Raw genomic sequence first — 22,595 nt, 5'->3', positions numbered from 1 at the left:
ATTCCTCGGGGTGGGGGAAACGGGAGGCCCGGTGGGGGAACGGTTCTTATTCAAAATCCTTGGCCCACTCATGGTGACGTCGGGCGAGCGAAAGGTGGTCATCGGCGGGGCACGTCAACGGACCACGCTCGCTCTGCTGTTGCTCAATCCCGGCCGGACCGTGCCGGTGGACACTCTGGTGCACGAAGTGTGGAACGGGAATCCGCCCGCCACCGCCCGTACCCAGATCGCCATCGTCATCGCCGCGCTCCGCAAGACGTTCAAGGCGCAGGGTGCGGCCGACGACACCATCGTGACCGCGCATCCGGGCTACCTCCTCGACGCCGAGAGCCACTACATCGACTCGGTGGAGTTCACCGCACTCGTCGCCCAGGCGGAGATCGACGCACGGGAGCAGCGCCTGGAGGACGCGGCGGGCCGGTACCGGCGCGCCCTCGACCTGTGGCGCGGGCCCGCGCTCGCCGGGGTGTCCGGGCTGCTCGTCGAGGAGGAGGCGGGCCGTCTCGGTGAGCACCGGCTCAACGCCTACGACGACGCCACCGCCGTCCAGCTGGCGCTGGGGCGCCACTACGAGCTGCTGCCCGAGCTCGGCGGGGTCGTGCAGGAGAACCCGCTGCGCGAGCGGACCCGGTACCACCAGATGCTCGCCCAGTACCGGGCGGGCCGGCGCGCCGAGGCCATGGAGTCCTACCGGGAGGCGCGCGAGCAGTTCATCGAGGAGCTGGGACTCGAACCGGGCCCGGACCTCCAGGAACTGCACGACCTGATCCTGCGCGACGACCCGTCGCTGACCCCGGCCGACGGACCCGTCTCCGTCGCGGCCGAGGCCGCGGTGCCCGATGTCGTCGTGGTTCCCTCCGAACTGCCGCCGGACGTACCGGGGTTCACCGGCCGCGAGAGCGAACTCGCGGCACTGGACGCGCTGATGATCGAATCCGGGGCCGCGCTCCAGACCCCCACCGTCGGCCTGATCACCGGCGTCGCCGGGGTCGGCAAGTCCGGCCTCGCGCTGCGCTGGGCGCACCGGGTCGCCGACGACTTCCCCGACGGGCGGCTCTTCGCGGACCTGCGGGGCTACGACGAGCAGCACGAGCCCGCCTCCGTCGCCGACGTCCTCGGCCGCTTCCTGCGCTCGCTCGGTGTGCCGGGGCAGCAGATCCCGGAGGCGCTGGAGGAGCGGATCGCGCTCTACCGCAGCCTGCTCACCGAACGCCGCGCGCTGATCGTCCTGGACAATGTGCGCACCCACGCCCAGGTCGTCCCGCTGCTGCCGGGCAGCGGCGCCAGCTGCGTGGTCGTCACCAGCCGCGACCAGCTGGAGCAGCTGGTGACCTGGCCCAAGGAAGCCCGCGTCCACCTCGGCGTACTGCCGCCCGACGCGGCCGTCGAACTCGTCGCCAAGATCGCCGGCGAGGAGCGGATCGCCGCCGCTCGCACGGACGCGACCCGCCTGGTCGAGCTCTGCGACCGGCTGCCGCTCGCCCTGCGGATCGCCGCCGCCCGCCTCGCGTCCAAGCCGCACTGGTCGGTACGGCACCTGGTGGCCAGGCTCAGCGACGAGCGGCGCAGGCTCGACGAGCTGAGCCAGGGGGAGTCCCGGGTCCGGGCCGGATTCGAGCTCAGCTACCGCTACCTCTCCGTCGACGCGGCCCGCCTCTACCGGCGCCTCGGCCTCGCCGACGTACCGGACTTCACCTCCTGGGTGGCCGCCGCGCTGCTCGACGTCGACGTGATCGACGCGGAACTGCTCCTGGAAGACCTGGTGGACACCCAGTTCCTGGAGGTCGTGGGCGTCGACGCGACCGGCCGGCTGCGCTACCGCTTCCAGAACCTGCTGCGCCTGTACGCGGGGGAGCGCGCCCGGGACGAGGAGTCGGACGAGGCCTGGCACGACGCCTGCCGCCGGGTCTTCCGCACCGCCCTGACCATCGCCCGCGAGGCCCACCGCAGGGAGAGCGGCGGGGAGTTCAGCATCGTGCACAGCGGCACCGAGCCGGCCACCATCGACACGGACCTGCTGGAGGAGCTGCTCGCCGACCCGCTGGCCTGGTTCGAGGCGGAGCGGCTCTGCCTGGTCGGCATGGTCGAGCAGGCGGCCCGGATGGGCATGGCCGATCTCGCCTGGGACCTCACGGGGTCCGCGTCCGTGCTCTTCGAGACGCGCAGCTACGTGGAGAACTGGGAGAGCTGCGCCGTGCACGCCCTGGACGCGGCCCGCGCCGCCGACGACCGCCTGGGCCAGGCGGTCATGCTGCACCACACCGGGGCCGCCGCGCTGATGCGGCAGAGCATGGACGAGGCGAAGGCGCGCTCCGAGGAGGCGCTGGAGCTCTACGGAGACCTGGACGAACGGCTGGGCCGGGCCCTGGTCCTGCGCAACCTCGCGGTCGTCCACCGTCTCCAGGGCGACCCCGACGCCGCGGCGGACCGGCTGCGCGGGGCCCTGCCCATCTTCCGCGAGGCCGGCGATCTGTCGTCGGAGTCGTCCGTCCTCCAGAACATGGCCCAGCTGGAGCTGGACCGGGGCAACTACGAGGCCAGCCTCGGCCATGCCCGGGACGCGGTACGGGTCGCGGAGTCCATGGACCCCGGCGCCTCGCGCAGCCTCGCCCAGTGCCTGTACCGGCTGGGCAGCGCACAGCTCCTGTCCGGGCGGGCGGAGGAGGCCGAGGAGTCCTACCTGCGCGTGGAGGAGCTGTCCCGGGCGAAGGCCGACACCCACGGGCTCGCGCACGCCCTGTACGGACTCGGCCAGGCCCGGGTGGCGCTCGGCGCGCTCGAATCGGCCGAGACCGCGTACGTCCAGGGCCGCAAGGTCGCCCGCGGACTCGGCAGCCCCGTGGTCGAGGGATCGATCCGGCTGAAACTCGGCGTACTCCTGCGGGAGCTGGGCCGGGACGAGGAGGCGCAGGCCGAACTCCTGGGTGCCAAGGAGCTGTTCACCCGCAGAGGGGCCACGCACTGGCAGGAGGAGGTCGCCCGGGAGCTCAGCGGTACCCCGGAGATCGATCCGGAAGTCTTGCCGGAGCTCCCCCCGGGGCTCGCGGCGGGGCCTTCCCCGGGTCCTTCCCCGGGGGTGGGATTCGGCAAATAGGAAGAAGAGGACCGGCCGTTCCTCCGAGGGCCGGCCACCGGCGGTGGGGCATGGTCCGCTTAATCCGGCGATATCACGCCGATAAGGCGATTGCCTAGCGTCGTCACAGAAATTCGGTTTCCCGAGAGCTGTGGAGTCTGTGATGCCGCCTACCCCCGGGGTGCCCTCGTTCGCCGTGATCCCCGGCGCACAGGTGCACCGAGTCCTCGACGGCCGGCACGAGGAAGTGGTCCGGCTGATCGAGTCGGCCTACCGCGTGCACGGCGGTGGTGACACGGTCAACCCGCCCTCCTACTTCCTGCGGTTCCCCGACCGCCCCGCCTCACGCATCATCGCCCTGCCCGCCTCGATCGGCGGCGACGCACCGGTCGACGGCATCAAATGGATCTCCAGCTTCCCCGAGAACGTGGCGGCCGGGATCCCCCGGGCCTCCGCAGTGCTCATCCTCAACGATCCGGCCACCGGTTACCCGCTGGCCTGCCTGGAGAGCTCCATCATCAGCGCGGCCCGCACCGCCGCCTCGGCGGCGCTCGCCGCGGACCGGCTCACCGAAGGGCGTGACCGGCCGCGCCGGATCGGCTTCTTCGGCACCGGCCTGATCGCCCGGTTCATCCACCAGTACCTCGCCGGCACCGGCTGGAGCTTCGAGGAGACCGGGGTGTACGACCTGTCGGACGAGCACGCCCGGGGCTTCGCCGAACACCTGGAGCGCGAGGGCGACAACGGCACGGTCACCCTGCACACCGGCCCCGAACAGCTGATCCGCTCCAGCGACGTCGTCGTCTTCGCCACCGTCGCCGGCGCCCCGCACGTGACCGACCCGGCATGGTTCACCCACAACCCGCTGGTCCTGCACGTGTCGCTGCGCGACCTGTCGCCCGAGGTCATCCTCGCGGCCACCAACGTCGTCGACGACATCGACCACTGCCTCAAGGCCGACACCTCCCCGCACCTCGCCGAACAGCTCAGCGGGAACCGGGAGTTCATCGACGGCACCCTGTACGACGTGCTCACCGGCGAGCTGAAGATCCCCGACGACCGGCCCGTCGTCTTCTCGCCCTTCGGGCTCGGCGTACTGGACCTCGCGGTCGGCAGACACATCTACGACACCCTGCGCGCCGACGGCCGACTCGCCGTCGTGGACGACTTCTTCCACGAGATGCGCCGATACGGCTGAGATGAGACGACAGTGACCACTCTGCTCGACAGCCCGCCCCGGCCCGCAGGGCCCGGCCCGGGCCCCATCACCGTACGGGTGGAGGAGACCGCCCTCGCCCGGCACGAACCGCTCGACCTGTACGCCGCACTGCGCGAACAGTCGGCGCACGACGTCTTCCTGCTGGAGAGCCGCGAGGGCCCCGGACAGTCCCCCGGGGCCACCGTCGTCGGCCACGGACTGCTCGCCGAGATCCGGGTGCACGCCGACCGGATCTCCGTCGGCGGCGCCGAAACCGTCGTCGCCGCGGCCCTCGCGGCCGCCGACGGCCTCGGCCTCGCCCCCCGGCCCGGCAACGAACGCGGTCTCCTCCACGGCGACCAGGTCTGGCAACTGCTGCGCGCCGTCCAGGACCTGTTCACCGTGGAGACGAGCCGCCCGCACGACAGCTACGCCTTCGGCTTCCTCGCCACCTTCGGCTACGGCTCCGCCTGGCACATGGAGACCCTGCCCGAACGGGGCGACCGGGACCACGACGAACCCGACATCGTGCTCGGCCTGTTCCGCGAGACCGTCTGGTACGGCCCGGAACCCGGCACCGTACGAAGACTCACCGCGCACAGCGAAGCCTTCCCCGACCCGGCCCCCCTCGACCTGACCGAGGAGACCGTCCGGGCGGTCGCCGCCGTCGGCCCGGTCCCCGAGGTCCTGCCCGAGGCGCCCCGGCCGCGCTCCGTACAGGACACCTGCGACGAGCAGACCTTCCTCGCGCGGGCCAGGCGCTGCCTGGAACACATCGGCGTCGGCGACATCTACCAGATCCAGATCGGCCACCGCATCGACGTCGAATCCGGCCTCGAACCCTTCGAGGTCTACCGGCGGCTGCGCGGCCGCAACCCGTCTCCGTACATGTACCTCGTCCCGCGCGACGGACGCACCGTCATCGGCGCCAGCCCCGAGGTGCTCTTCCGCACCGAGGGCGGCAAGGTCGTCATGCGGCCCATCGCCGGAACCGCGCCGCGCAGCGGCGACCCCGGCGTCGACGAGGCCCGGGTCGCCCGGCTCGTCGCCGACGAGAAGGAACGGGCCGAGCACGTCATGCTCGTCGACCTGTGCCGCAACGACGTCGGCCGGGTCTGCCTGCCCGGCACGCTGGAGGCACACGGCCTGATGACCGTCGAGACGTACTCGCACGTCTTCCACCTCGTCTCCACCGTCGAGGGCACCCTCGCCCCCGAGGACGACACCTGGTCCGTGCTGCGCGCCACCTTCCCGGCGGGCACCGTCACCGGGGCGCCCAAGATCCGCGCGATGGAGATCATCGAGGAGCTGGAGAGCGAGCCGCGCGGCATGTACGCGGGCGCCGTCGGCCTCGTCGACCTGCGCGGCTGGAGCCAACTCGCCCTGTGCATCCGCACGATCGTGCACGACGGCCGCAGCGGCACCTACTCCACCCAGAGCTGCGCGGGCATCGTCGCCGACTCGTCCCCCGGGGCCGAGTGGCGCGAGACCCTGCACAAGATGGGCGCGGCCTACTGGGCGCTGACCGGTGAGGAGCTGCTGCCGTGAAGGTCCTGCTCGTCGACGCGTACGACAGCTTCACCCACATCATCGACCAGTACCTGCGCACCCTGGGCGCCGACACCGACGTCGTAAGGTCGCACACCCGCACCCCGCAGCAGCTCGCCGGCCTGGGGCCCGACGCGGTGGTCCTCGGCCCGGGGCCGGGCCACGCGGCCGACTCGGGCCACGTGGAGCTGGTGCGCACCTTCGCCGGGTCCGTACCGCTGCTCGGCATCTGCCTGGGCCACCAGGCGATCTGCCTGGCGTACGGGGGCCGGGTCACGGTCGCCGAGCGGCTCAAGCACGGCAAGACCAGCCTCGTACGCCACGACGGTGCGGGGGTGTTCGAAGGGCTGGAGCCGGTGATGACCGCCACGCGCTACCACTCGCTGATCGCCGACGAACCGCTGCCGCCCCCGCTGATCGCCACCGCGCACGCCCAGGACGACGGCTATGTGATGGGGCTGAGACACCGCACGCTGGCCGTGGAAGGGGTGCAGTTCCACCCCGAGTCCATCACCACCGTCGGCGGTCTGCGGCTCCTGGACAACTTTCTGACGGCCGCCCGCCGGGTCGGCCCCGCACGGGAGGAGACCGATATGCGGAACTCGCCTGCGGGATCGGTCGGAAATTGAGATCAGCCCCCCGTCCACACCCTCGGGATGGCTGGAATATTCACGTCCGTATGGCGCTGATCAGCGGTTATATCAAATATATTGCTGCGTCTGATGGGCGGAAGTCCCTGTGATAATGATTCGAAACAGGTCCTTCCTAATGTTCTGGATGTCGGAACGAACCGCAACAGTTCATAGGGGGAAAAGGAATCATGAAGCTCAATGCGATCACCGGGAAGATCCAGCAGACCGTAGTCGTGACGCTCGCCGGTGCGGCGATATTCGCCACCGTGCAGACCGTCTCGGAGGCCGGCTGGGCGGACCGCGTCGGCTCCTACACCACTGCCGCCGCCACGCCGCTCGACGACCCGTGGCACCCGAGCCCGGTGGCCGCCCAGGCTTCGACACTGGACGACCCGTGGCACCCGAGCCCCGCAGCCGCCCAGGCATCGACGCCGGACGACCCGTGGCACCCGAGCCCCGTGGCCGCCCAGGGACCGACGCTGGACGACCCGTGGCACCCGGCGCCGAGCGCCTGACCCGAAGAAGGAGAAGACCAGTGAGCGCCACGACACCCGAACAGGACCGCTCCTGGCCCCCGTTGCTGGGGCAGGTGCTCGACGGCCGGGATCTGACCGCCGTCGACACCGCCTGGGTGATGGACCAGGTGATGCGGGGCCGCGCGACCGACGCACAGATCGCCGGCTTCCTGGTGGCCCTGCGGGCCAAGGGCGAGACCGTGGGCGAGCTCGAAGGGCTCGTACACGGGATGCTGGCCCATGCCGTACACATCGACGTGCCGGGGAGGACCGTCGACGTGGTGGGCACCGGGGGCGACGGGGCACACACGGTCAACATCTCCACGATGTCCGCGATCGTCGCGGCGGGAGCGGGGGCACGGGTCGTCAAGCACGGCAACCGTGCGGCGAGTTCGGCCTCCGGCTCCGCCGACGTACTGGAAGCACTGGGCGTCACCCTGCGGCTGCCGCCCGAGCGGATCGCCGCCGTGGTCGACGAGGCGGGCATCACCTTCTGCTTCGCGCCGGACTTCCACCCGGCGATGCGCCACGCGGCGGGGCCGCGCAAACAGCTCGGCATCCCGACCGTCTTCAACGCGCTGGGCCCGCTGACCAATCCGGCGGCACCCACCGCCCAGGCGGTCGGGGTCGCCGACGCCCGGCTGCTGCCGCTGATCGCCGGAGCACTGGCCCGGGCCGGTGGCCGGGGCCTGGTCTTCCGGGGCGACGACGGGCTCGACGAGCTCACCGTCACCACCACGTCCACCGTGCTGACCGTGGACGACGGCGACATCCGGCAGGAACGGTTCGACCCGCGCGACGTGGGGATCGCGCTCGCACCGCAGGCGGCACTGCGCGGGGAGGACGCCGCGTACAACGCGGCCGTCGCCCGGCGGATCCTCGACGGCGAGCGCGGACCGGTGCGGGACGCGGTGCTGCTCTCCGCGGGCGCCGCGCTCGTGGCGGGCGAACCGACCGGGGGCCGTACCGTCACCGAAAGGCTGGGCTGGGCGGTGGAAGCGGCGGGCCGGGCGATCGACTCCGGCGCCGCGGCCGACACCCTCGAACGGTGGGTACGGGCCACTTCGGCCCCGTGCGCACCGGTCGTCGAAGCCCCGGTCGCCCGGGTCGCGACGGCGGCGTGACCGGGTACTCGGGGCGGGTACGGATCGTGGACGGCGCCATGGCGGTACCTCCCGGGAGACCGGTGGGTACGGCCATGGCGCGTCCGCGCGGTCACCGGGCGGAAGTGGGTTCCAGAGCCTGCTCCCGCTCCTGGTCCCGTTCCGGGTTCGCCCCGCCGGCCGCGGCCGGCTTCGTGCCGTCGGGGGCCGGCGGCCCGGACGCCGTCCGCACGGACCCGCGGAGCTTCTCGCGCCGGATCCGGGAGAGGGCCGGCGATGTGAGTCCCGTGGTGATCAGCGCCATCAGCACCAGCATGGTGAACAGATCGGGCCCGATCACACCGAGTTCGAGCCCCAGGTTCAGCACCACCAGCTCGGTCAGGCCCCGGCAGTTCATCAGCGCCCCGATCGCCAGGGAGTCGCGCCAGGACTGACCCGCGAGCCGGGCGCCGGCCGTGCTCCCGCCCCACTTGCCGAGCATCGCGACGGTGAGGATCGCCAGCGCCCACAGCCACTGGACCGGGTCGCCGCCGAGCAGCGAGACATCGGTGTTCAGCCCGGTGGAGACGAAGAACAGCGGCAGCAGCACCGGGACCGAGAATGCCCGCAGCCGTGCCGTGCAGCGTTCGATGACCATGGACCCCCGCGGAGTGACCAGGCCGAAGACGAAGGCGCCGAACAGGGCGTGCACACCGATCCGGTCGGTGGCCAGTGCGGAGAGGCACAGGCCGCTGAAGAGGACGACGAGGACTACACCGTCCACTGTCCGCTCGGCCCGCTCGGTCCAGCGGGCGAGCAGCGGACGCAGTGCGCAGACCATGACGGCGAGGAAGACCGCGGCGAGCGCCGCCGTCGTCAGCGCCTCGACCGGCGAACCGCTCGTCGACACCGCGACCACCGCCGCCAGCAGGCACCAGGCGGTCACGTCGTCGACCGCGGCGCACGCCATGGCCAGCGAGCCGATCCGAGTGCCGACCAGGCCCCGGTCGGTGAGCACCCGGGCGAGCACGGGGAACGCGGTGACGCTCATCGACACGGCGATGAACAGCACGAACGGCAACCGGCCCACGCCCGGCGGCGCGAACGAGCCGAACATCGCGAATGCCAGCAGCGAGCCGAGGAGCAGCGGCAGCACGATGCTCGTCTGACTGACCGCGACCGCGGTCCCGCGATGGCCGCGCAATGTGCCGAGATCCAGTTCGAGACCGATCAGGAACATGAAGGCCAGCAGGCCGATGTTGCCCAGGGCACCGATGTACGGCAGCACCGAGTCGGGGAACAGCCAGGCCTGTGCCGCGGGCGAGATCCAGCCCAGCAGCGACGGCCCCAGCATGATGCCGAGGGTGATCTCGCCGATGACCGGCGGCTGGCCGAACCTGCGGAACAGCTGGGCGCCCGCCTGGCACACCAGGATGACCACCGGGACGGCGATCAGGAGATCGGGCAGGGGGTCATGTGCCGACACGGCCGGCTCCTTCCCTGGCGGTCGCCGTGGCGTCCGACCAGCGTGCGTAGCGGCGCCGCCCGTACAGCAGCGGCTGGGCGGACTCCTCGGCGGTGAACCGCCGTACCTGGGCGAAGACCGTGGTGTGGTCCCCGACCTCCCGCGTACCGACCACCGTGCAGTCGGCGATGGCGTGCGCGGCCTCCGTCAGATGCGGGCCGCCCGCGCCCAGTGGCAGCCGCCACTCGCTCAGTGTGAACCGGTCGGGGTTGCCGGAGGCGAAGAGGTCGGAGGTGGCGTGCGCCCCCTCGTGCAGCAGGTTGAGCGCCAACTGCCCGCCGGCGAGTACGGCTTCGGTGGTGGGGCTCGCCGTGCGCAGGCAGATCACGAGTGTCGGCGGGGAGAGCGCCACGCTCGTCAGTGAGCTGCAGGTCATCCCGCGGGGCGTGCCGTCGGCGTCGAGCGTCGTCACCACGGAGACGCCGGAGGGGAAACTGCCCATCAGCGGGCGTATGTCGGTTTCCGGAACGGGCCAGTCGGTCATGGTTTCTCCTGTCGAAGACGTGTGCCGCGCGCCCGGCAGCCGGCCGGAGAGGAGTACCGGCTGTCGGGCGACGCGGTGCGGCACGACTACTTGGCGTGCAGCCGACGGAGCGCCTCGTGGGTGCTCGGCAGGGAGTTGAGGAGTTCCTGCTGCTCCTTCTTGACTTGGGTGAACATGGCCTGCGCGGCGGCCACGGACTCCGGCTTGTGGTAGAGGATCGGCAGCGGAGCGTCCGGCTCCAGACCGAGGCCGGCGAAGATGCAGTAATAGCGCTCGTTGGTCCAGAAGTTGCGGAATTCGGCCTCGAAGTTCCCGTAGTACGTGGTGTCGTCCGTGGCTGCGGGGTTGACCGGAAGTCCCGCCTTGTACGCGTCGATCTTCTCGCGGATGCTGGCCGGGAGTTTCAGCTCCTTGTTGGCGCGCCAGAAGGGCGAGTCGGTGCGCGGGGCGAAGTAGAAGTGCGTCTGGATGAAATCGCGGGTGTCGTCGAACATCACCTCGATTTCCTTGTTGAAGTTGTCTACCAGGGCCTGGTTGAACGTCTTGTCCGGGAAGTGCTTGGCCAGCTGGTAGGCCGCGGCGGTGATGAAGTAGATACCGGTGGACTCCAGCGGCTCCAGGAAGGCGCTGGAAAGACCGATGCCGATGACGTTCTTCACCCAGGCGCGGCGGTTGCGGCCGACCCGGAACTTCACGTGGTTGAACTCGGTGGTCTCCGGGTCCAGGCCCCACAGCTCGCAGAACTCGGCGGTGGCCTCCTCCTGCGTGGTGAAGCGGCTGGAGTAGACGTAGCCGGTGCCGAAGCGGCCCGGCATCGGTATCTTCCAGGACCACCCGGAGGACATCGCGATCGCCGAGGTGTACGGCTCGATGCCGTTGGCGTCGTCGTCGTGCGCCACCGCGGTGGCGACCGCGGGGGCCCACAGCAGCTGGTCGCTCATGTCGACGAAGGGCTCCTCCATCGCCTGGTTCATCAGCAGGCTGCGGAAGCCGGAGCAGTCCACGAACAGGTCCGCGTCCAGGACCCGGCCCTCCTTGGTGTGCAGGGCCTTGACGAAGCCCCGCTCGTCCTTCTCGACCCGCGTCATCTCGTCCTGGACGTGGTTCACGCCCTGCTTCTCGGTGGCGAACCGGCGCAGGAAGTCCGCGACGAGCGCCGCGTCGAAGTGCCACGCGTACCGGGTCGGGGAGGTGCCGTCCAGGTGCCGCGGCGACTTCTTGGCGTCCATCAGCGGCGCCTCACGGAAGCAGGCGTAGTCGTACGGCTCGTCCGTCCTGCCCTCGAACTTGTTCTTGAACCAGTAGTGCGACATCGGAATGTTGTCGTGCTCGGGGCTGATGCCGAACGGGTGGTAGAAGTGGTCCGGGCCGCCCTTGTCGAGCTCACGCGGACTGCTCTGGCCCTTGCCCGGAGTACGCCAGTTGATGAAGCGGACCGCCATCTTGTAACTGGCGTTGCACTCGCGCATCCACTCCTCCTCCTCGATTCCGAGGAAGTCGAAGAGCACACGGTGCAGATTGGGCACGGTGGCCTCGCCCACACCGATACGCGGAATGCTCGGCGCCTCCAGGACCGTGACGTCGACCGTGCTGTGGAGAGCCTTGCCGAGATAGGCGGCGGTCATCCAGCCGGCCGTACCGCCGCCGAGGATCACGACCTTCTTGATGGCGTTTTCTGTTGCGGGGGAGGTGTCCGTCATATCGAATTACCTCTTCTGGCCGAAGTTGTGGTGTCGGAACTGTGGGGATGGCCAGAATCGGCAGCCTCCCTACGGCACTTCTATAACCCGGCGGAAAAGGCCGAATGAGATTGCTGGGCGTCGGGATTTATGGAGGGCGTATAGCGCGCAGGCACAGCCTGGGACCTGTTGATTCCACACTCGTATCTCCCAGCAGAGGATGGCCGCATCACATGGCGCGCACAGAACGGGAGCCGGAGACGGGGCTGAAAGGCATCCTTTCCACTGTGGGAGGAACCCCGCTCGTAGAGCTCGAACGGTTGATGCCGGGGTTCACCTCGCGGGTGTTCGCCAAGGTGGAGCGTTTCAATCCCGGCGGTAGTGTCAAGGACCGCTCGGCGCTGAACATGGTGGCCACGAAGATCCGGTCCGGGGAGCTCGTCCCGGGCCGTTCGACGGTCATCGAGTCCAGCTCGGGGAACCTCGCGATCGGGCTCGCGCAGATCTGCGGCTACTACGGCCTGCGGCTCGTCTGTGTGGTGGACACCCGCACCACCCGGCAGAACATCGCGATCCTGCGGGCCTACGGGGCCGAGGTCGAGATCATCAGCGAGCCCGATCCGGCCACCGGGGAACTGCTGTCCGCCCGGCTGCACCGGGTCGCCGAACTCGTGGCCACCACCCCCGACGCCTACTGGCCCGACCAGTACGCCAACCCGCTCAACCGGCGGGCCCACGAGACCACGATGGGGGAGATCGCCGAAGCCCTCGACGGCAAGGTCGACCAGCTCGTTGTGGCCGCCGGCACCAGCGGCACGCTCGGCGGCTGCGCCGAGTACATCCGCCGGCACGGCCTCGGCACCACCGTCAACGCGGTCGACGCCCTCGGCAGCGTGCTCTTCGACTCACCCGTCGACTGCGCCCGTCTGGTGCCCGGCCACGGCGCGTCCGTCGCGCCGAAGCTGCTGCGGCGGGCCGACGCCGACCGGGTGGTGCACGTCGGCGACCTGGACTGCGTGGTGGGCTGCCGCACCCTGGTGCGCCGCGAGGCGATCCTGGCCGGCGGCTCGTCGGGCGCGGTCGTCGCGGCCCTGACCCGGCTCGCCCCCGGCATACCGCCCGGCTCCAATGTGGTGATCGTGCTGCCCGACGGCGGCGACCGCTACCTCGACACGATCTACGACGACACCTGGGTGCAGCGGCACTTCGGGGACGTCGCCCACCTGTGGGACGGGCCGTCGGACGCCGGGTTCGTGGGCCAACTGGCCGATATAGCCCAGTAATAGCGCGTCACCGCAGGATTTCCTCATCAGCGAGCAGTTCCGGCGAGCAGTTCCGGCGAGCAGTTCCGGCGAACAGCTCCAGTGAACAGCTCCAGTGAAAAGTTCCGGCGAACAGTTTTAGTGAACAGCTCCCGAGACCCGAGAAATCCCGAACCGAGAAATCCCGAACCGAGCCCCGGAGGCACCACATGACCACCCAGATCGCCGACCTCAGCACCGAGCGCAAGGCCGAGATCAAGGAGATCGTCTGCGACATCCTCGAACTCGAACTCGACGAGGTCACCGACATCAGCCTCTTCAAGGAGGAGCACGACGCCGACTCCCTGCGCACCATCGAGATCCTCGCCTCCATGGAGCGCAACTTCGGTCTCGTCCTGGAGCAGGCAGAGCTCAGCCGCATGGTCAACCTGGCGGGCGTGTACGCCGTGGTCGCGGAGGCCGAGGGAAAGTGAACGGAGCGACGGGCGGCACGGCGCCGCGCACGGCCCCCCGGCACCGGGTGGTGATCACCGGGCTCGGCGTGGTGACCAGCATCGGCACCGGGGTGGACGCCTTCGCCGACGGCCTGCGGGCCGGGCGCAGCGGCGCCAAACCGATCGGCGCCTTCGACACCACCGGATTCGCGTACTCCAACGCCTGCGAGATCACCGATTTCGACCCCGAGCAGTGGCTGCGCGACATGGCGGCCGACGAGCTCGGCCGGGCCGCGCAGTTCGCGGTGGCCGGCAGCCGGATGGCGGTCGCGGACGCGGGACTCACCGAGGACGACGTACGGGCCAGGCGCACCCTGGTCTCGGTCGGCACCACCGACGGCGAGTCCCGCGACCTGGACCACCTGATCGGCCTTCAGGTCACCGAGGGCGAGGACCGGCTCGACGCCACCGTCGCCCGCCGGGTGTGGCCCGGCCGGCTCTCCGCCGGCATCGTCCGCGAACTCGGCCTGGAGGACGTGGAGACGGTCACCGTCCCCACCGCCTGCGCGGCCGGCAACTACGCGGTCGGCTCCGGCTACGACGCGATCAGCTCCGGGGACGTCGAGATGGCGCTCTGCGGCGGGGCCGACGCGCTGTGCCGCAAGACGTTCACCGGCTTCTACCGGCTCGGCACCATCGCACCCGACGTGTGCCGCCCCTTCGACGCCGACCGGCAGGGCATCCTGACCGGCGAGGGCGCCGGGATCCTCCTGATGGAGTCCCTGGAGTCCGCGCTGGGGCGCGGCGCCCGCATCTACGCCGAGGTCCTCGGGTACGGGCTGTCCTGCGACGCGAGCCACCCGGTCGCGCCCGACCGGGACTCCATCGCACGCTGCATCACCGCCGCCCACCGCAACGCCGGCATCGAGGCGTCCGACGTGGACTTCATCTCGGCGCACGGCACCGGCACCAAGGCCAACGACGTCACCGAGGTCGGCGCGATCCGGCAGGTCTTCGGCGACGAACTGCCGCGCACCGTGTCGATCAAGTCGATGATCGGCCACACCATGGGCGCCGCCAGCGCGCTGGCCGCCGCGGCCTGCTCCCTGGCGCTGCGGGAGGGCTTCATCCCGCCCACCATCAACCACCGCACGACCGACCCGGAGTGCGCGGTGGACTGCGTACCCAACGAGGCGGTCGAGGCCCGGCTGCGGGTCGTGCAGAACAACGGCCTCGCCTTCGGCGGGAACAACGCCGTACTGATGCTCGGCCACTGGGACGAGAACGCGGCCGAGACCCTGCCCGCCGACGCGACAGCGGCGGCCTGAACCGGCCCGACGCGGCCTGAGAGGAGTTGAACGGCATGTCAGCCGACGCGGTCACCACCGCGCATGACCTGGTCGTTTCGGGCTGGGCTGTGTCCTCCCCGTACGGGCTGGGCCGGGACGGGTTCACGGCCGGACTGCGCGAGGGACGGCGCGCCGTCGCCGCCCTGGACAGCGAGCAGTGGCCGGTGCCATACGAAGAGGCCGGGCTCATACCCGGCTTCGACATCAAGGCCGTCCTCGGCCGCAAGGGCACCCGCTCCATGGACCGGGTCACCGCCATCGCCGCCACCACCGTCGGCATGCTCCTGGAGGAGTACGGGGCCGGCCTCGCCGCCGACCCCGAGAGCACCGGCCTGGTGCTCGGCACCTCCGGCAGCGTCCAGTCGATCATGGACTTCACCCGGGACGCGCTCACCGGAAAGGCGCCCTACCTGGTCGACCCCGCCAGGTTCCCCAACACCGTGATGAACTGCCCCACCGGGCAGAGCGCCATCCGGCACACGCTCAAGGGCCCCAACGTCACCGTCTCCGGCGGCGCCGCCACCGGGCTGCTCGCCCTCAACTACGCCTCCCGGCTGCTGCGCGGCGGACACGCCACCGCACTCCTGGCGGGCGCCGCCGAGGAGTTCTCCGTACAGCGCGCCCGGCTGGAGCAGGTCGCCGACCACGGCGGCAGCGCCGCCGAACCGCTCGGCGAGGGCGCGGCGCTCTTCCTCCTGGAGAGCGGGGCGGCGGCCCGCGACAGCGGACGCACCGTCCTCGCCACCGTCCTCGGCTGCCGGTTCCGGGCCTTCCGGAGCACCGGCCGCGCCTCCGTCGTGCTGCGGAACTGCATCGACGAGGTCCTGGCCGCCGCCGGTGCCACCGCCGACGACATCGCGCTCGTCGCCCCCGGCACCCCGCCCGGCGTCTTCGGCAAGGAGGAGGCGGCAGCACTGGACGGCCTCGCCGCGCCCCACCTCGCGGTCCGCCCCCTCATCGGCGACGCCACCGCGGCCGGCGCGGCCTTCCAGCTCGCCGCCGTACTCGCCGAGTCGGCCGCCCGCCCGGAGCTGGTGGACCGGCTCGCCCTGGTCACCGCCGTCGACCGGGACGGCACCGTCGGCGCGGCCCTGCTCCGCCTCGGCTGAGCCGCCACCGCACGTTCCCCACTTCCCGCGCAGCACTCGCAGAAAGGCCACGCACCATGTCCGACACTCCGAGACCGGTAGCGCTCGTCACCGGTGGATCGCGCGGCATCGGGCGCTCCGTCGTGGAGGTCCTGGCCCGCGACGGATACGACGTGGCCCTGTGCTACCAGTCCCGGGCGGAAGCGGCCGAGCTCGCCGCGAAATCGGCCCGGGAGCACGGGGCCCGGACACTGGCCGGCCGCGTCGACGTCACCGACCGGGACGCGGTGCGCGCCTTCGTCGCCGAGACCGAGGACACCCTCGGCCCGGTCGACACCCTCGTCACCGCCGCCGGGATCGTCCGGGACAGCAACCTGGCCACACTCGCCGACGACGACTGGGACGCCGTGGTGCGCACCAACCTCGACGGCACGTACAACTTCGCCAGGGCACTCGTCTTCCCGATGATGAAGCGCCGCCGGGGCACCGTGATCACCCTCTCCTCGGTCGCGGCCCAGGGGCAGGCCGGACAGACCAACTACTCCGCCTCCAAGGCCGGGATCATCGGCTTCACCAGGGCCCTCGCCAAGGAGGGCGGCCGGGCCGGACTGCGCGCCAACACCGTGGCCCCCGGCTTCATCCGTACCGACATGACCGGCGGACTCTCCGAGAAGTACGCCAAGGACATGACCAGGAGCATCCCGCTCGGCCGGTTCGGGGAGCCCGAGGAGGTCGCCGAGCTGGTGGCGTTCCTCGCCTCCGACCGCGCCTCCTACATCACCGGACAGGTCTTCTCCATCGACGGCGGCCTGGTCGTCTGACACCCCGGTCCTCCCGTCATCCCAAGGAGTTCGCCATGACCGCCCGCACCACCAAGCCGCCCCGGTTCTACTTCAACCTGCGCAGCCCCTACAACTTCTTCGCCCTCGCCGACCTGGAGCGCGACCACCCGGAGCTGCTCGACCGGGTCGAGTGGCGTCCGTTCTGGGAGCCGGACCCGACCAGCGAGAAGCTGCTCGCCGAGACCTCGCCCGGCGCCGAGTTCCCGTTCCACCCGATGTCCAGGGCCAAGCAGTTCTACATCCTGCGCGACGTGCGCAGGCTCGCCGCCGACCGCGGCCTGGCGCTGACCTGGCCGGTGGACCGCAAGCCCTGGTGGGAGCCGGCCCACCTGACCTGGTTCCTCGCCGAGCGCGAGGGGCTCGGCCGCACCTGGGTCGAGCGGGCCGGGCGGGCCCGCTGGCTGGAGGGGCGCGACATCTGCGACCCGGACGTGGTGCGCGAACTGGCCGAGGAGATCGGTCTGGACGGTGCGGAGGTCGACCAGGCCCCCCACCACCCACTGGTGCGTGAACAGGGCGTACGGGCGCTGCTCGACGTGCACCGCGACGGCGTCTTCGGCGTGCCGTACTTCATCAACGGCAGCGAGCCGTACTGGGGCCTGGACCGCGTCGCCGACTTCGCCGCGTCCTTCGGCCCCGCCACCGTCCCCGCGGCCACCACCGAGCCGCCCGCCGTCCCGGCCGCCGGCCGGACCACCGACATGAGCCACGCGGGAGGCTGCGGATGAACACCGTGACCGGTACCGACGAGCGCGCCACGGCCGAGGGAACTTTGCCGCTGACCGCCATCCAGGAAGCGATGTGGACCGCGTACCGGGTCGCACCCGCAAGCGCCTCCTACAACATCGTGATGCCGCTGCTGCTGCGCGGACCCGTCGACCCGGCCGCCATGGCCGAGGCGGTCACCGCCGTCGGCGACCGGCAGGAACTGCTGCGCTCCGTCTTCACCGAGCAGGACGGCACCCCGGTCCGCACCGCCGCCGAACGGGCCCTGGTCCGCATGGAGTTCAGGGACCTCGACGCCATCGACGAGGAGGGACTGCAACAGGCCGCGGAGGAGGCGGGCGCCCGCCCCTTCCGCCTGGAGTCCGGCGCCTTCCGGGTCGTCCTGCTGCGCCGCTCCGACAACGAGTGGGCGCTGGTGACGGCCGCCCACCACATCGTCAGCGACTTCACCTCGCGCTGGCTGCTCGTCCGCGACCTGCTCGACGCCTACGCGGGCACCTCCACCGGCACCGCGCCGGCCTGGCGGCCCATCCCCGGCTCGTACACCGACCACGCCGCCGAGGAACTGCGCCACATCGCCTCCGAGGCGGGTCGGCGCGGCGCGGACCGGTGGCGCGAGTCGGTCGCCGGGGCGCCCGCCGCGGAACTCCCGCTGGACCGGCCGCGACCCGTCGTGCGCTCGCTCCGGGGCGGCACCGTGGTCCGGGCGCTCGCCCCGGCCACCGCCCAGGGACTCGACGCGGCGGCCAACGGCGCGGGAGTCACCCCGTTCGCCTATCTGCTCGGCGTCTTCCAGGCGCTCACCCACCGCTGGACCGGCCAGGAGGAATTCGTCCTCGGGGTGCCCGCGACCAGCCGGATGGGCAAGGCGCAGCGGGACGTGATCGGCTGCTTCCTCAACACCATGCCGGTACGGGCCGAGTTCGACGCCACCAGCACCTTCCGGAGCACCGCCGCGCTGGCCGGCGAGCGGGTGATGCGGGGCATGGTCAACGTCCGCTACCCCTGCGCCCTGGCCTTCCCGCAGGCCACCGTCTTCCGCACCGCGCTGTTCCTGGTCCAGATGGACCGGATGGACCCGCCGGTGCCCAACGTCCCGCCAGGGCAGGTCATCGGCCCGTCCGTGGCGTACAAGGGGCTGGACATCGCCCTGATCGACGTACCCCAGCAGGAGGGCCAGCTGGACCTGCTGCTGCGCATCGAGCAGACCCCCGACGGTGTCACCGCCGTCTTCTCGTACGACACCGACCTGCTCGACCGGGCCACGGTCGAGCGGTTCGCGGACGGCTACGAGCGGATGCTCGCCGCGGCCGTCGCCGACCCGGACACCCGGACCGGCGACGTGGAACTGGCCGGACAGGACGAGACGGCCGCGCTGCTCGCCCTCGGCACCACCTCATTCGACGACGCCGCCGATTTCGCGGACTTCTCCGACTTCGACGACTTCGAATCCTTCGAGAACTCCTGGGAACACCGATGACCATGCGCATCGCGATCGTGGGTGCGGGACTCGGCGGTCTGACGGCCGCCGCCGCACTGCACCACCGGGGCCTGGACGTCCAGGTCTACGAGCGGGGAGAGGAGCTGCGCGAGCAGGGCGTCGGCATGCACCTCGGCCCCAATGGCACCCGACTGCTCCAACGACTGGGCCTCGGACCGGAGCTGGAGCGGTGCGCGGTGCGCCCCGAGGCCCTGGAGGTCCGGGCCTTCCACAACGGCGCCACCGTGGCCCGCCAGGAGATGGGCGAGGCGTGGCAGGAGCGGTTCCGCGCCCCGTACTACACCGTGCACCGCGGTGACCTGCACCGGATGCTGTCCTCGCGGGTTCCCGCCGAGCGGGTGCACACCGGCAGGGAACTCGTCCGGTTCGAGGAGACCGTGTACGGGGTCGTCCTGCACTTCGCGGACGGCACCGACGCCCACGCCGACGTGCTGATCGGCGCGGACGGGGTGCACTCGGCGGTCCGGCGTGCGGTCGCGGGCGACGACGCCCCGGTCTACTCCGGCAACAGCGCCCTGCGCGGTGTGGTCGCCGCCGCCGACCTGCCGGACCTGGACCCCGCGCTGATGTACATGTACGCGGGCCCCACCGCGCGCGTCCTGCTCTACCCGGTCGCCGGGGGCCGGCAGTTCACCTACGTCGTGGTGACCCCGGCCGCCGAAGGCGCCGCCGAGTCGTGGACCAGCGCGGGCGACCGCACCGACCTGGACGCCGTCCTGACGGGCTGGGACCCGGCCGTGCGCGCGCTCGCCGACGCGGCGGGCGAGGTGCGCCGCTGGGCGCTGTACGACCGCGAGCCGCTGACGCGGTGGAGCACCGCCCGCACCACCCTGCTCGGCGACGCGGCCCACCCGATGCTCCCGCACCACGGGCAGGGCGCCAACCAGGCCGTGGAGGACGCCGTGGCACTCGCCGTCTGCCTCGAAGGGGCGGCGCCCGGCGCGGACGGCATCGCCGCCGCACTGCGCCGCTACGAGGAGGCGCGCCGCCCGCACACCACCCGCGTGCAGCTGGGCTCGCGCACCGGGCAGCAGCCGAAGGACGCCGCCGCGAACCGCCGCATCGACGCCGAGAGCGTCGACTGGGTCCTCGACCATGACGTCGAGGCGGCCCTGGACGGGACGCGGGGCCGTCTTCCCCAGGCGGCCTGACGCACGGCAGAGACACCGTCCCAGCCGTCCCACTGGACAGGGGCCCCTGGCGCTCTCCCCGCGCCAGGGGCCCCGGACATCCCATCGAGTACGTGGCACTGCGTAGTGGGGGCAGCCCCGGCGGCTCGTCCGCCCGGGTTGCCCACGGTCGGTCAGCGGCTGTGGCGAGCCGGCAGGACGAGACGGGGATTGGGATCGAGGAGGATGTCGGCCGGGCCGAACTTCCCAGCCAGCTCACGGATTTCGGGGTCGTCGAGGAGCAGAAGGCAGCCGTTGTCGACGAAGGGCCGGCCGTCGAGGGTGATGGTGGGCTGGTCGAACTGGCAGTCGCAGTGTGCGTGGCCGGGGCCCGTGCGGTCGACTGCCCCTTGCGGGGTCAGGCCGTCGAGGCCGAAGTAGAAGGCGCCGGCGTGCTTCTCGCGTTCGAACTGCGTACCGCCTGCCGAGCGGACCTTGGGATTGATGCCGATGAGCGCGTGGCGCATGTAGTAGCCGTCCGGCGCGTAGCGCAGCAGCTCGGCGGCCGCCGTGCCGCCGTGGATGGCGGTGACGCGGTTGTTCTCCAGCTCCAGGGTGGTCCGCTCGGCGGGGACGCCGGTGACGGTGGATTCCTCGACGACGACCACACCGTCCGTCCGGTCGGGGTAGAAGTTGGCGCCTCCGTAGGGGAAGGGCCGCCACATGCCGGCGGTGAGGGGGGCACTCGGGTGACCCGGGGTGGTGAAGGCCTGGAAGGTCACGTCGGTGCCCAGCGCGGTCGTGACCCTGATCTCCTGTGCTGCGCCGATCCGGGCGTACGCCTTGGTCTCCAGCGCGAAGTACAGTTCGAGCGGGAACCGGGCACCGGTCGACAGGGCCGACGCCGTGGCCGTCTGGTGCAGGGAGACGAACCGGGCGCGTTGTTTCGCGATCTCGTCGAAGAACAGGCGGGTGGTGTGCACTTCCCCCCACCAGGTCAGCGAGATCACTACGTCGGCGGCGGCATGAGCCGCGGACGGCAGCGGTGAGGGCGTCGAGCGATCCCACCCGCCGGCGCTGATCGGCGGTATGGACAGCACGTGCACCTCGGCGTTGCGGTAGGCGGCCGCCGCCGTGATGGCCTGGATGACCACCGGATCGGTGCCGTGCTCGGCGAGGACCAGCACCTGCTCGCCCGCGGTGACCGCGGCGTATTCCAGGAGGTTGTAGACGCCGGGCATCAGCTCGGTGATCGACAGCGGCGCGGCCGTCGGCGTGTCCAGGTAACTGAAGGGCGCGATCGTGGTCATGACGGTGAGTCTCCGATCCGTGCGGTTGGGGTAGGTCGGGAAGTGGACTTCAGGCGCAGGTCGCGGCCGGCGCCGGCGCCGACGACGGCCTGGGCGAGCGTCAGCGCGACGAGCAGCATCAGGGGGAGCGTCCATCCGCCGGTGAGTTCGTGCAGTGCGCCGAGGAGGAGTGGACCGACGGCGGCCACGAGGTAGCCGACGGACTGGGCCATCGAGGCCAGCGCCGCCGCCTGCGAGGCGTCTGCCGCCCGCTGGCTCTGGAAAGCCAGGGCGAGTACCAGACACGCTCCGCCGCCCAGGCCCGTGAGGACGCTGGACACGACGGCCAGTTGGGGGGCCACGGCCAGCAGCGCGAAACCCAGCGCGACGATCGCCGAGGCAGCCGCCGCCAGGAGTCGTTGATCCTTGCAGCGGCGGGCGAACACGGGAAGCGCACTGCTGGCTACCAGGCCGACGATCTGGTACAGGAACAACTGCCAGCCGGCGGCGGCCTCTCCCACTCCGTGGTCGTGCACGATGCTCGGCAGCCAGGCGATCGTGGTGTAGAAACCGAGGGATTGCAGCCCCATGAACACGCTGACCTGCCAGGCCAAGGGGGAACGCCAGGGGATGCGCTCTCGCCCGGCAGGGGTTGCCGCCGCGGCGCCGGTACGCCTCCAGAGCGGTACCCAGAACCCGAAGGCCAGCACAGCCAATGCGGCCCAGACCCCCAGCGCGGTGCGCCAGCCGCCTGGCAGATGGTCGGCCATGGGCACCGAGATCCCGGACGAGACGGCGGCCAGCAGGCCCATCGCGGTGACATAGAGGCCGGTCACCTGCCCTATGCGGTCTTCCGGCACAGTGCTCTTGATGACGGAGGGCAGCAGCACATTGCCGTAGGCGATCGCGGCCGCGATCACCACCGTTCCGACGAACACGAACGGCACGCCCGGCACGGAGCGTATGAGCAGCCCGGCCGTCAGCACGGCCAGCGAGGTGACCAGGGCGCGTGACGCGCCGTAGCGGTGCGCGGTCCGGCCGACCAGTGGCGAAGTGGCGGCGAACGTGAGCAGTGGCAGGGCTCCGAGCAGTCCTGTCCATGTGCCGGACAGTCCGGTCGATGCCTCGATGCCGGGAAGCAGCGGACCCACCCCGGTCAGGGCGGCACGCAGATTCGCTGCGACGAGGACGACGCCGACCAGTAGCCACACCATGGACGGCCCACTCGGCGCTGCGGCCCTCACCTGGTCCGACAGGTC

General features: G+C 71.4%; 19 protein-coding genes. 14 read left to right on the top strand and 5 right to left on the bottom strand.

The annotated features are described in order from the left end of the window. Nucleotides 1–70: 70 nt before the first annotated feature. The 6 genes from AADR41_RS10540 (at nucleotide 71) to trpD (ending at nucleotide 8,090) form a co-directional block, all read left to right on the top strand. Nucleotides 71–3,094, top strand: a complete 3,024-nt coding sequence (locus tag AADR41_RS10540) for an AfsR/SARP family transcriptional regulator (RefSeq protein ID WP_342281072.1) — start codon at nucleotides 71–73, stop codon at nucleotides 3,092–3,094. A 142-nt stretch (nucleotides 3,095–3,236) separates the two neighbouring features. Then, nucleotides 3,237–4,271, top strand: a complete 1,035-nt coding sequence (sbnB, locus tag AADR41_RS10535; RefSeq protein WP_342281071.1) for a 2,3-diaminopropionate biosynthesis protein SbnB — start codon at nucleotides 3,237–3,239, stop codon at nucleotides 4,269–4,271. Nucleotides 4,272–4,283: 12 nt separating this feature from the next. Next, nucleotides 4,284–5,819: an anthranilate synthase component I family protein gene (locus tag AADR41_RS10530; RefSeq protein ID WP_342281070.1), complete on the top strand. Its 1,536-nt coding sequence runs from the start codon at nucleotides 4,284–4,286 to the stop codon at nucleotides 5,817–5,819. Beyond that, entirely contained in the window at nucleotides 5,816–6,448 is a 633-nt protein-coding gene (locus AADR41_RS10525) for an anthranilate synthase component II (RefSeq protein ID WP_342281069.1), read from the top strand. The genes AADR41_RS10530 and AADR41_RS10525 overlap by 4 nt, the downstream gene beginning before the upstream one ends. A gap of 191 nt (nucleotides 6,449–6,639) precedes the next feature. Continuing rightward, nucleotides 6,640–6,966 carry a hypothetical protein gene (locus tag AADR41_RS10520; RefSeq protein WP_342281068.1) on the top strand — a complete coding sequence of 109 codons (327 nt, stop codon included), beginning with the start codon at nucleotides 6,640–6,642 and terminating at the stop codon, nucleotides 6,964–6,966. A gap of 20 nt (nucleotides 6,967–6,986) precedes the next feature. Next, nucleotides 6,987–8,090 carry an anthranilate phosphoribosyltransferase gene (gene trpD / locus AADR41_RS10515; protein ID WP_342281067.1) on the top strand — a complete coding sequence of 368 codons (1,104 nt, stop codon included), beginning with the start codon at nucleotides 6,987–6,989 and terminating at the stop codon, nucleotides 8,088–8,090. Between the two features lie 91 nt (nucleotides 8,091–8,181). On the opposite strand, the gene AADR41_RS10510 is transcribed toward trpD, so the two are convergent. From AADR41_RS10510 to AADR41_RS10500, 3 genes are all read right to left on the bottom strand, one after another. After that, nucleotides 8,182–9,534, bottom strand: coding sequence for a cation:proton antiporter (locus tag AADR41_RS10510; protein ID WP_342281066.1), 1,353 nt, complete (start codon nucleotides 9,532–9,534; stop codon nucleotides 8,182–8,184). Next, nucleotides 9,521–10,057 carry a flavin reductase family protein gene (locus AADR41_RS10505; protein ID WP_342281065.1) on the bottom strand — a complete coding sequence of 179 codons (537 nt, stop codon included), beginning with the start codon at nucleotides 10,055–10,057 and terminating at the stop codon, nucleotides 9,521–9,523. The genes AADR41_RS10510 and AADR41_RS10505 overlap by 14 nt, the downstream gene beginning before the upstream one ends. Before the next feature lie 86 nt (nucleotides 10,058–10,143). Then, the gene (locus AADR41_RS10500; RefSeq protein WP_342281064.1) at nucleotides 10,144–11,757 is read right to left on the bottom strand and encodes a tryptophan halogenase family protein; all 1,614 of its coding nucleotides are present in this window, start codon (nucleotides 11,755–11,757) and stop codon (nucleotides 10,144–10,146) included. Between the two features lie 212 nt (nucleotides 11,758–11,969). Here AADR41_RS10500 and sbnA point away from each other — a divergent pair, with 212 nt between their 5' ends. The 8 genes from sbnA (at nucleotide 11,970) to AADR41_RS10460 (ending at nucleotide 20,089) form a co-directional block, all read left to right on the top strand. Next, entirely contained in the window at nucleotides 11,970–13,019 is a 1,050-nt protein-coding gene (sbnA, locus tag AADR41_RS10495; RefSeq protein WP_259933427.1) for a 2,3-diaminopropionate biosynthesis protein SbnA, read from the top strand. Nucleotides 13,020–13,207: 188 nt separating this feature from the next. After that, nucleotides 13,208–13,471, top strand: a complete 264-nt coding sequence (locus AADR41_RS10490; protein ID WP_124723093.1) for an acyl carrier protein — start codon at nucleotides 13,208–13,210, stop codon at nucleotides 13,469–13,471. Then, the gene (locus AADR41_RS10485) at nucleotides 13,468–14,760 is read left to right on the top strand and encodes a beta-ketoacyl-[acyl-carrier-protein] synthase family protein (RefSeq protein WP_342281062.1); all 1,293 of its coding nucleotides are present in this window, start codon (nucleotides 13,468–13,470) and stop codon (nucleotides 14,758–14,760) included. Before AADR41_RS10490 ends, AADR41_RS10485 begins: the two co-directional genes overlap by 4 nt. Nucleotides 14,761–14,795: 35 nt before the next feature. Further along, on the top strand, nucleotides 14,796–15,890 hold the full coding sequence (locus tag AADR41_RS10480; RefSeq protein WP_342281061.1) for a beta-ketoacyl synthase N-terminal-like domain-containing protein: 1,095 nt from the start codon (nucleotides 14,796–14,798) through the stop codon (nucleotides 15,888–15,890). Nucleotides 15,891–15,946: 56 nt separating this feature from the next. Next, on the top strand, nucleotides 15,947–16,690 hold the full coding sequence (fabG, locus tag AADR41_RS10475) for a 3-oxoacyl-ACP reductase FabG (RefSeq protein WP_342281060.1): 744 nt from the start codon (nucleotides 15,947–15,949) through the stop codon (nucleotides 16,688–16,690). A 35-nt stretch (nucleotides 16,691–16,725) separates the two neighbouring features. Further along, the gene (locus AADR41_RS10470) at nucleotides 16,726–17,439 is read left to right on the top strand and encodes a 2-hydroxychromene-2-carboxylate isomerase (protein ID WP_342281059.1); all 714 of its coding nucleotides are present in this window, start codon (nucleotides 16,726–16,728) and stop codon (nucleotides 17,437–17,439) included. Then, the gene (locus tag AADR41_RS10465) at nucleotides 17,436–18,917 is read left to right on the top strand and encodes a condensation domain-containing protein (RefSeq protein WP_342281058.1); all 1,482 of its coding nucleotides are present in this window, start codon (nucleotides 17,436–17,438) and stop codon (nucleotides 18,915–18,917) included. Before AADR41_RS10470 ends, AADR41_RS10465 begins: the two co-directional genes overlap by 4 nt. Next, nucleotides 18,914–20,089, top strand: coding sequence for an FAD-dependent monooxygenase (locus AADR41_RS10460; RefSeq protein ID WP_342281057.1), 1,176 nt, complete (start codon nucleotides 18,914–18,916; stop codon nucleotides 20,087–20,089). The genes AADR41_RS10465 and AADR41_RS10460 overlap by 4 nt, the downstream gene beginning before the upstream one ends. A gap of 152 nt (nucleotides 20,090–20,241) precedes the next feature. Here the strand turns inward: AADR41_RS10460 and AADR41_RS10455 are convergent, their stop codons facing one another. Further along, nucleotides 20,242–21,357: a hypothetical protein gene (locus AADR41_RS10455; RefSeq protein WP_342281056.1), complete on the bottom strand. Its 1,116-nt coding sequence runs from the start codon at nucleotides 21,355–21,357 to the stop codon at nucleotides 20,242–20,244. Next, nucleotides 21,354–22,550: a CynX/NimT family MFS transporter gene (locus AADR41_RS10450; protein ID WP_342281055.1), complete on the bottom strand. Its 1,197-nt coding sequence runs from the start codon at nucleotides 22,548–22,550 to the stop codon at nucleotides 21,354–21,356. The genes AADR41_RS10455 and AADR41_RS10450 overlap by 4 nt, the downstream gene beginning before the upstream one ends. Between the last annotated feature and the right edge of the window lie 45 nt (nucleotides 22,551–22,595).

It is taken from the genome of Streptomyces sp. CLV115, assembly GCF_038448545.1.
Lineage (GTDB): Bacteria > Actinomycetota > Actinomycetes > Streptomycetales > Streptomycetaceae > Streptomyces > Streptomyces sanglieri.
Note: the sequence above shows the minus strand (reverse complement) of the source record. Positions and strands in the feature narration are given on the sequence as shown.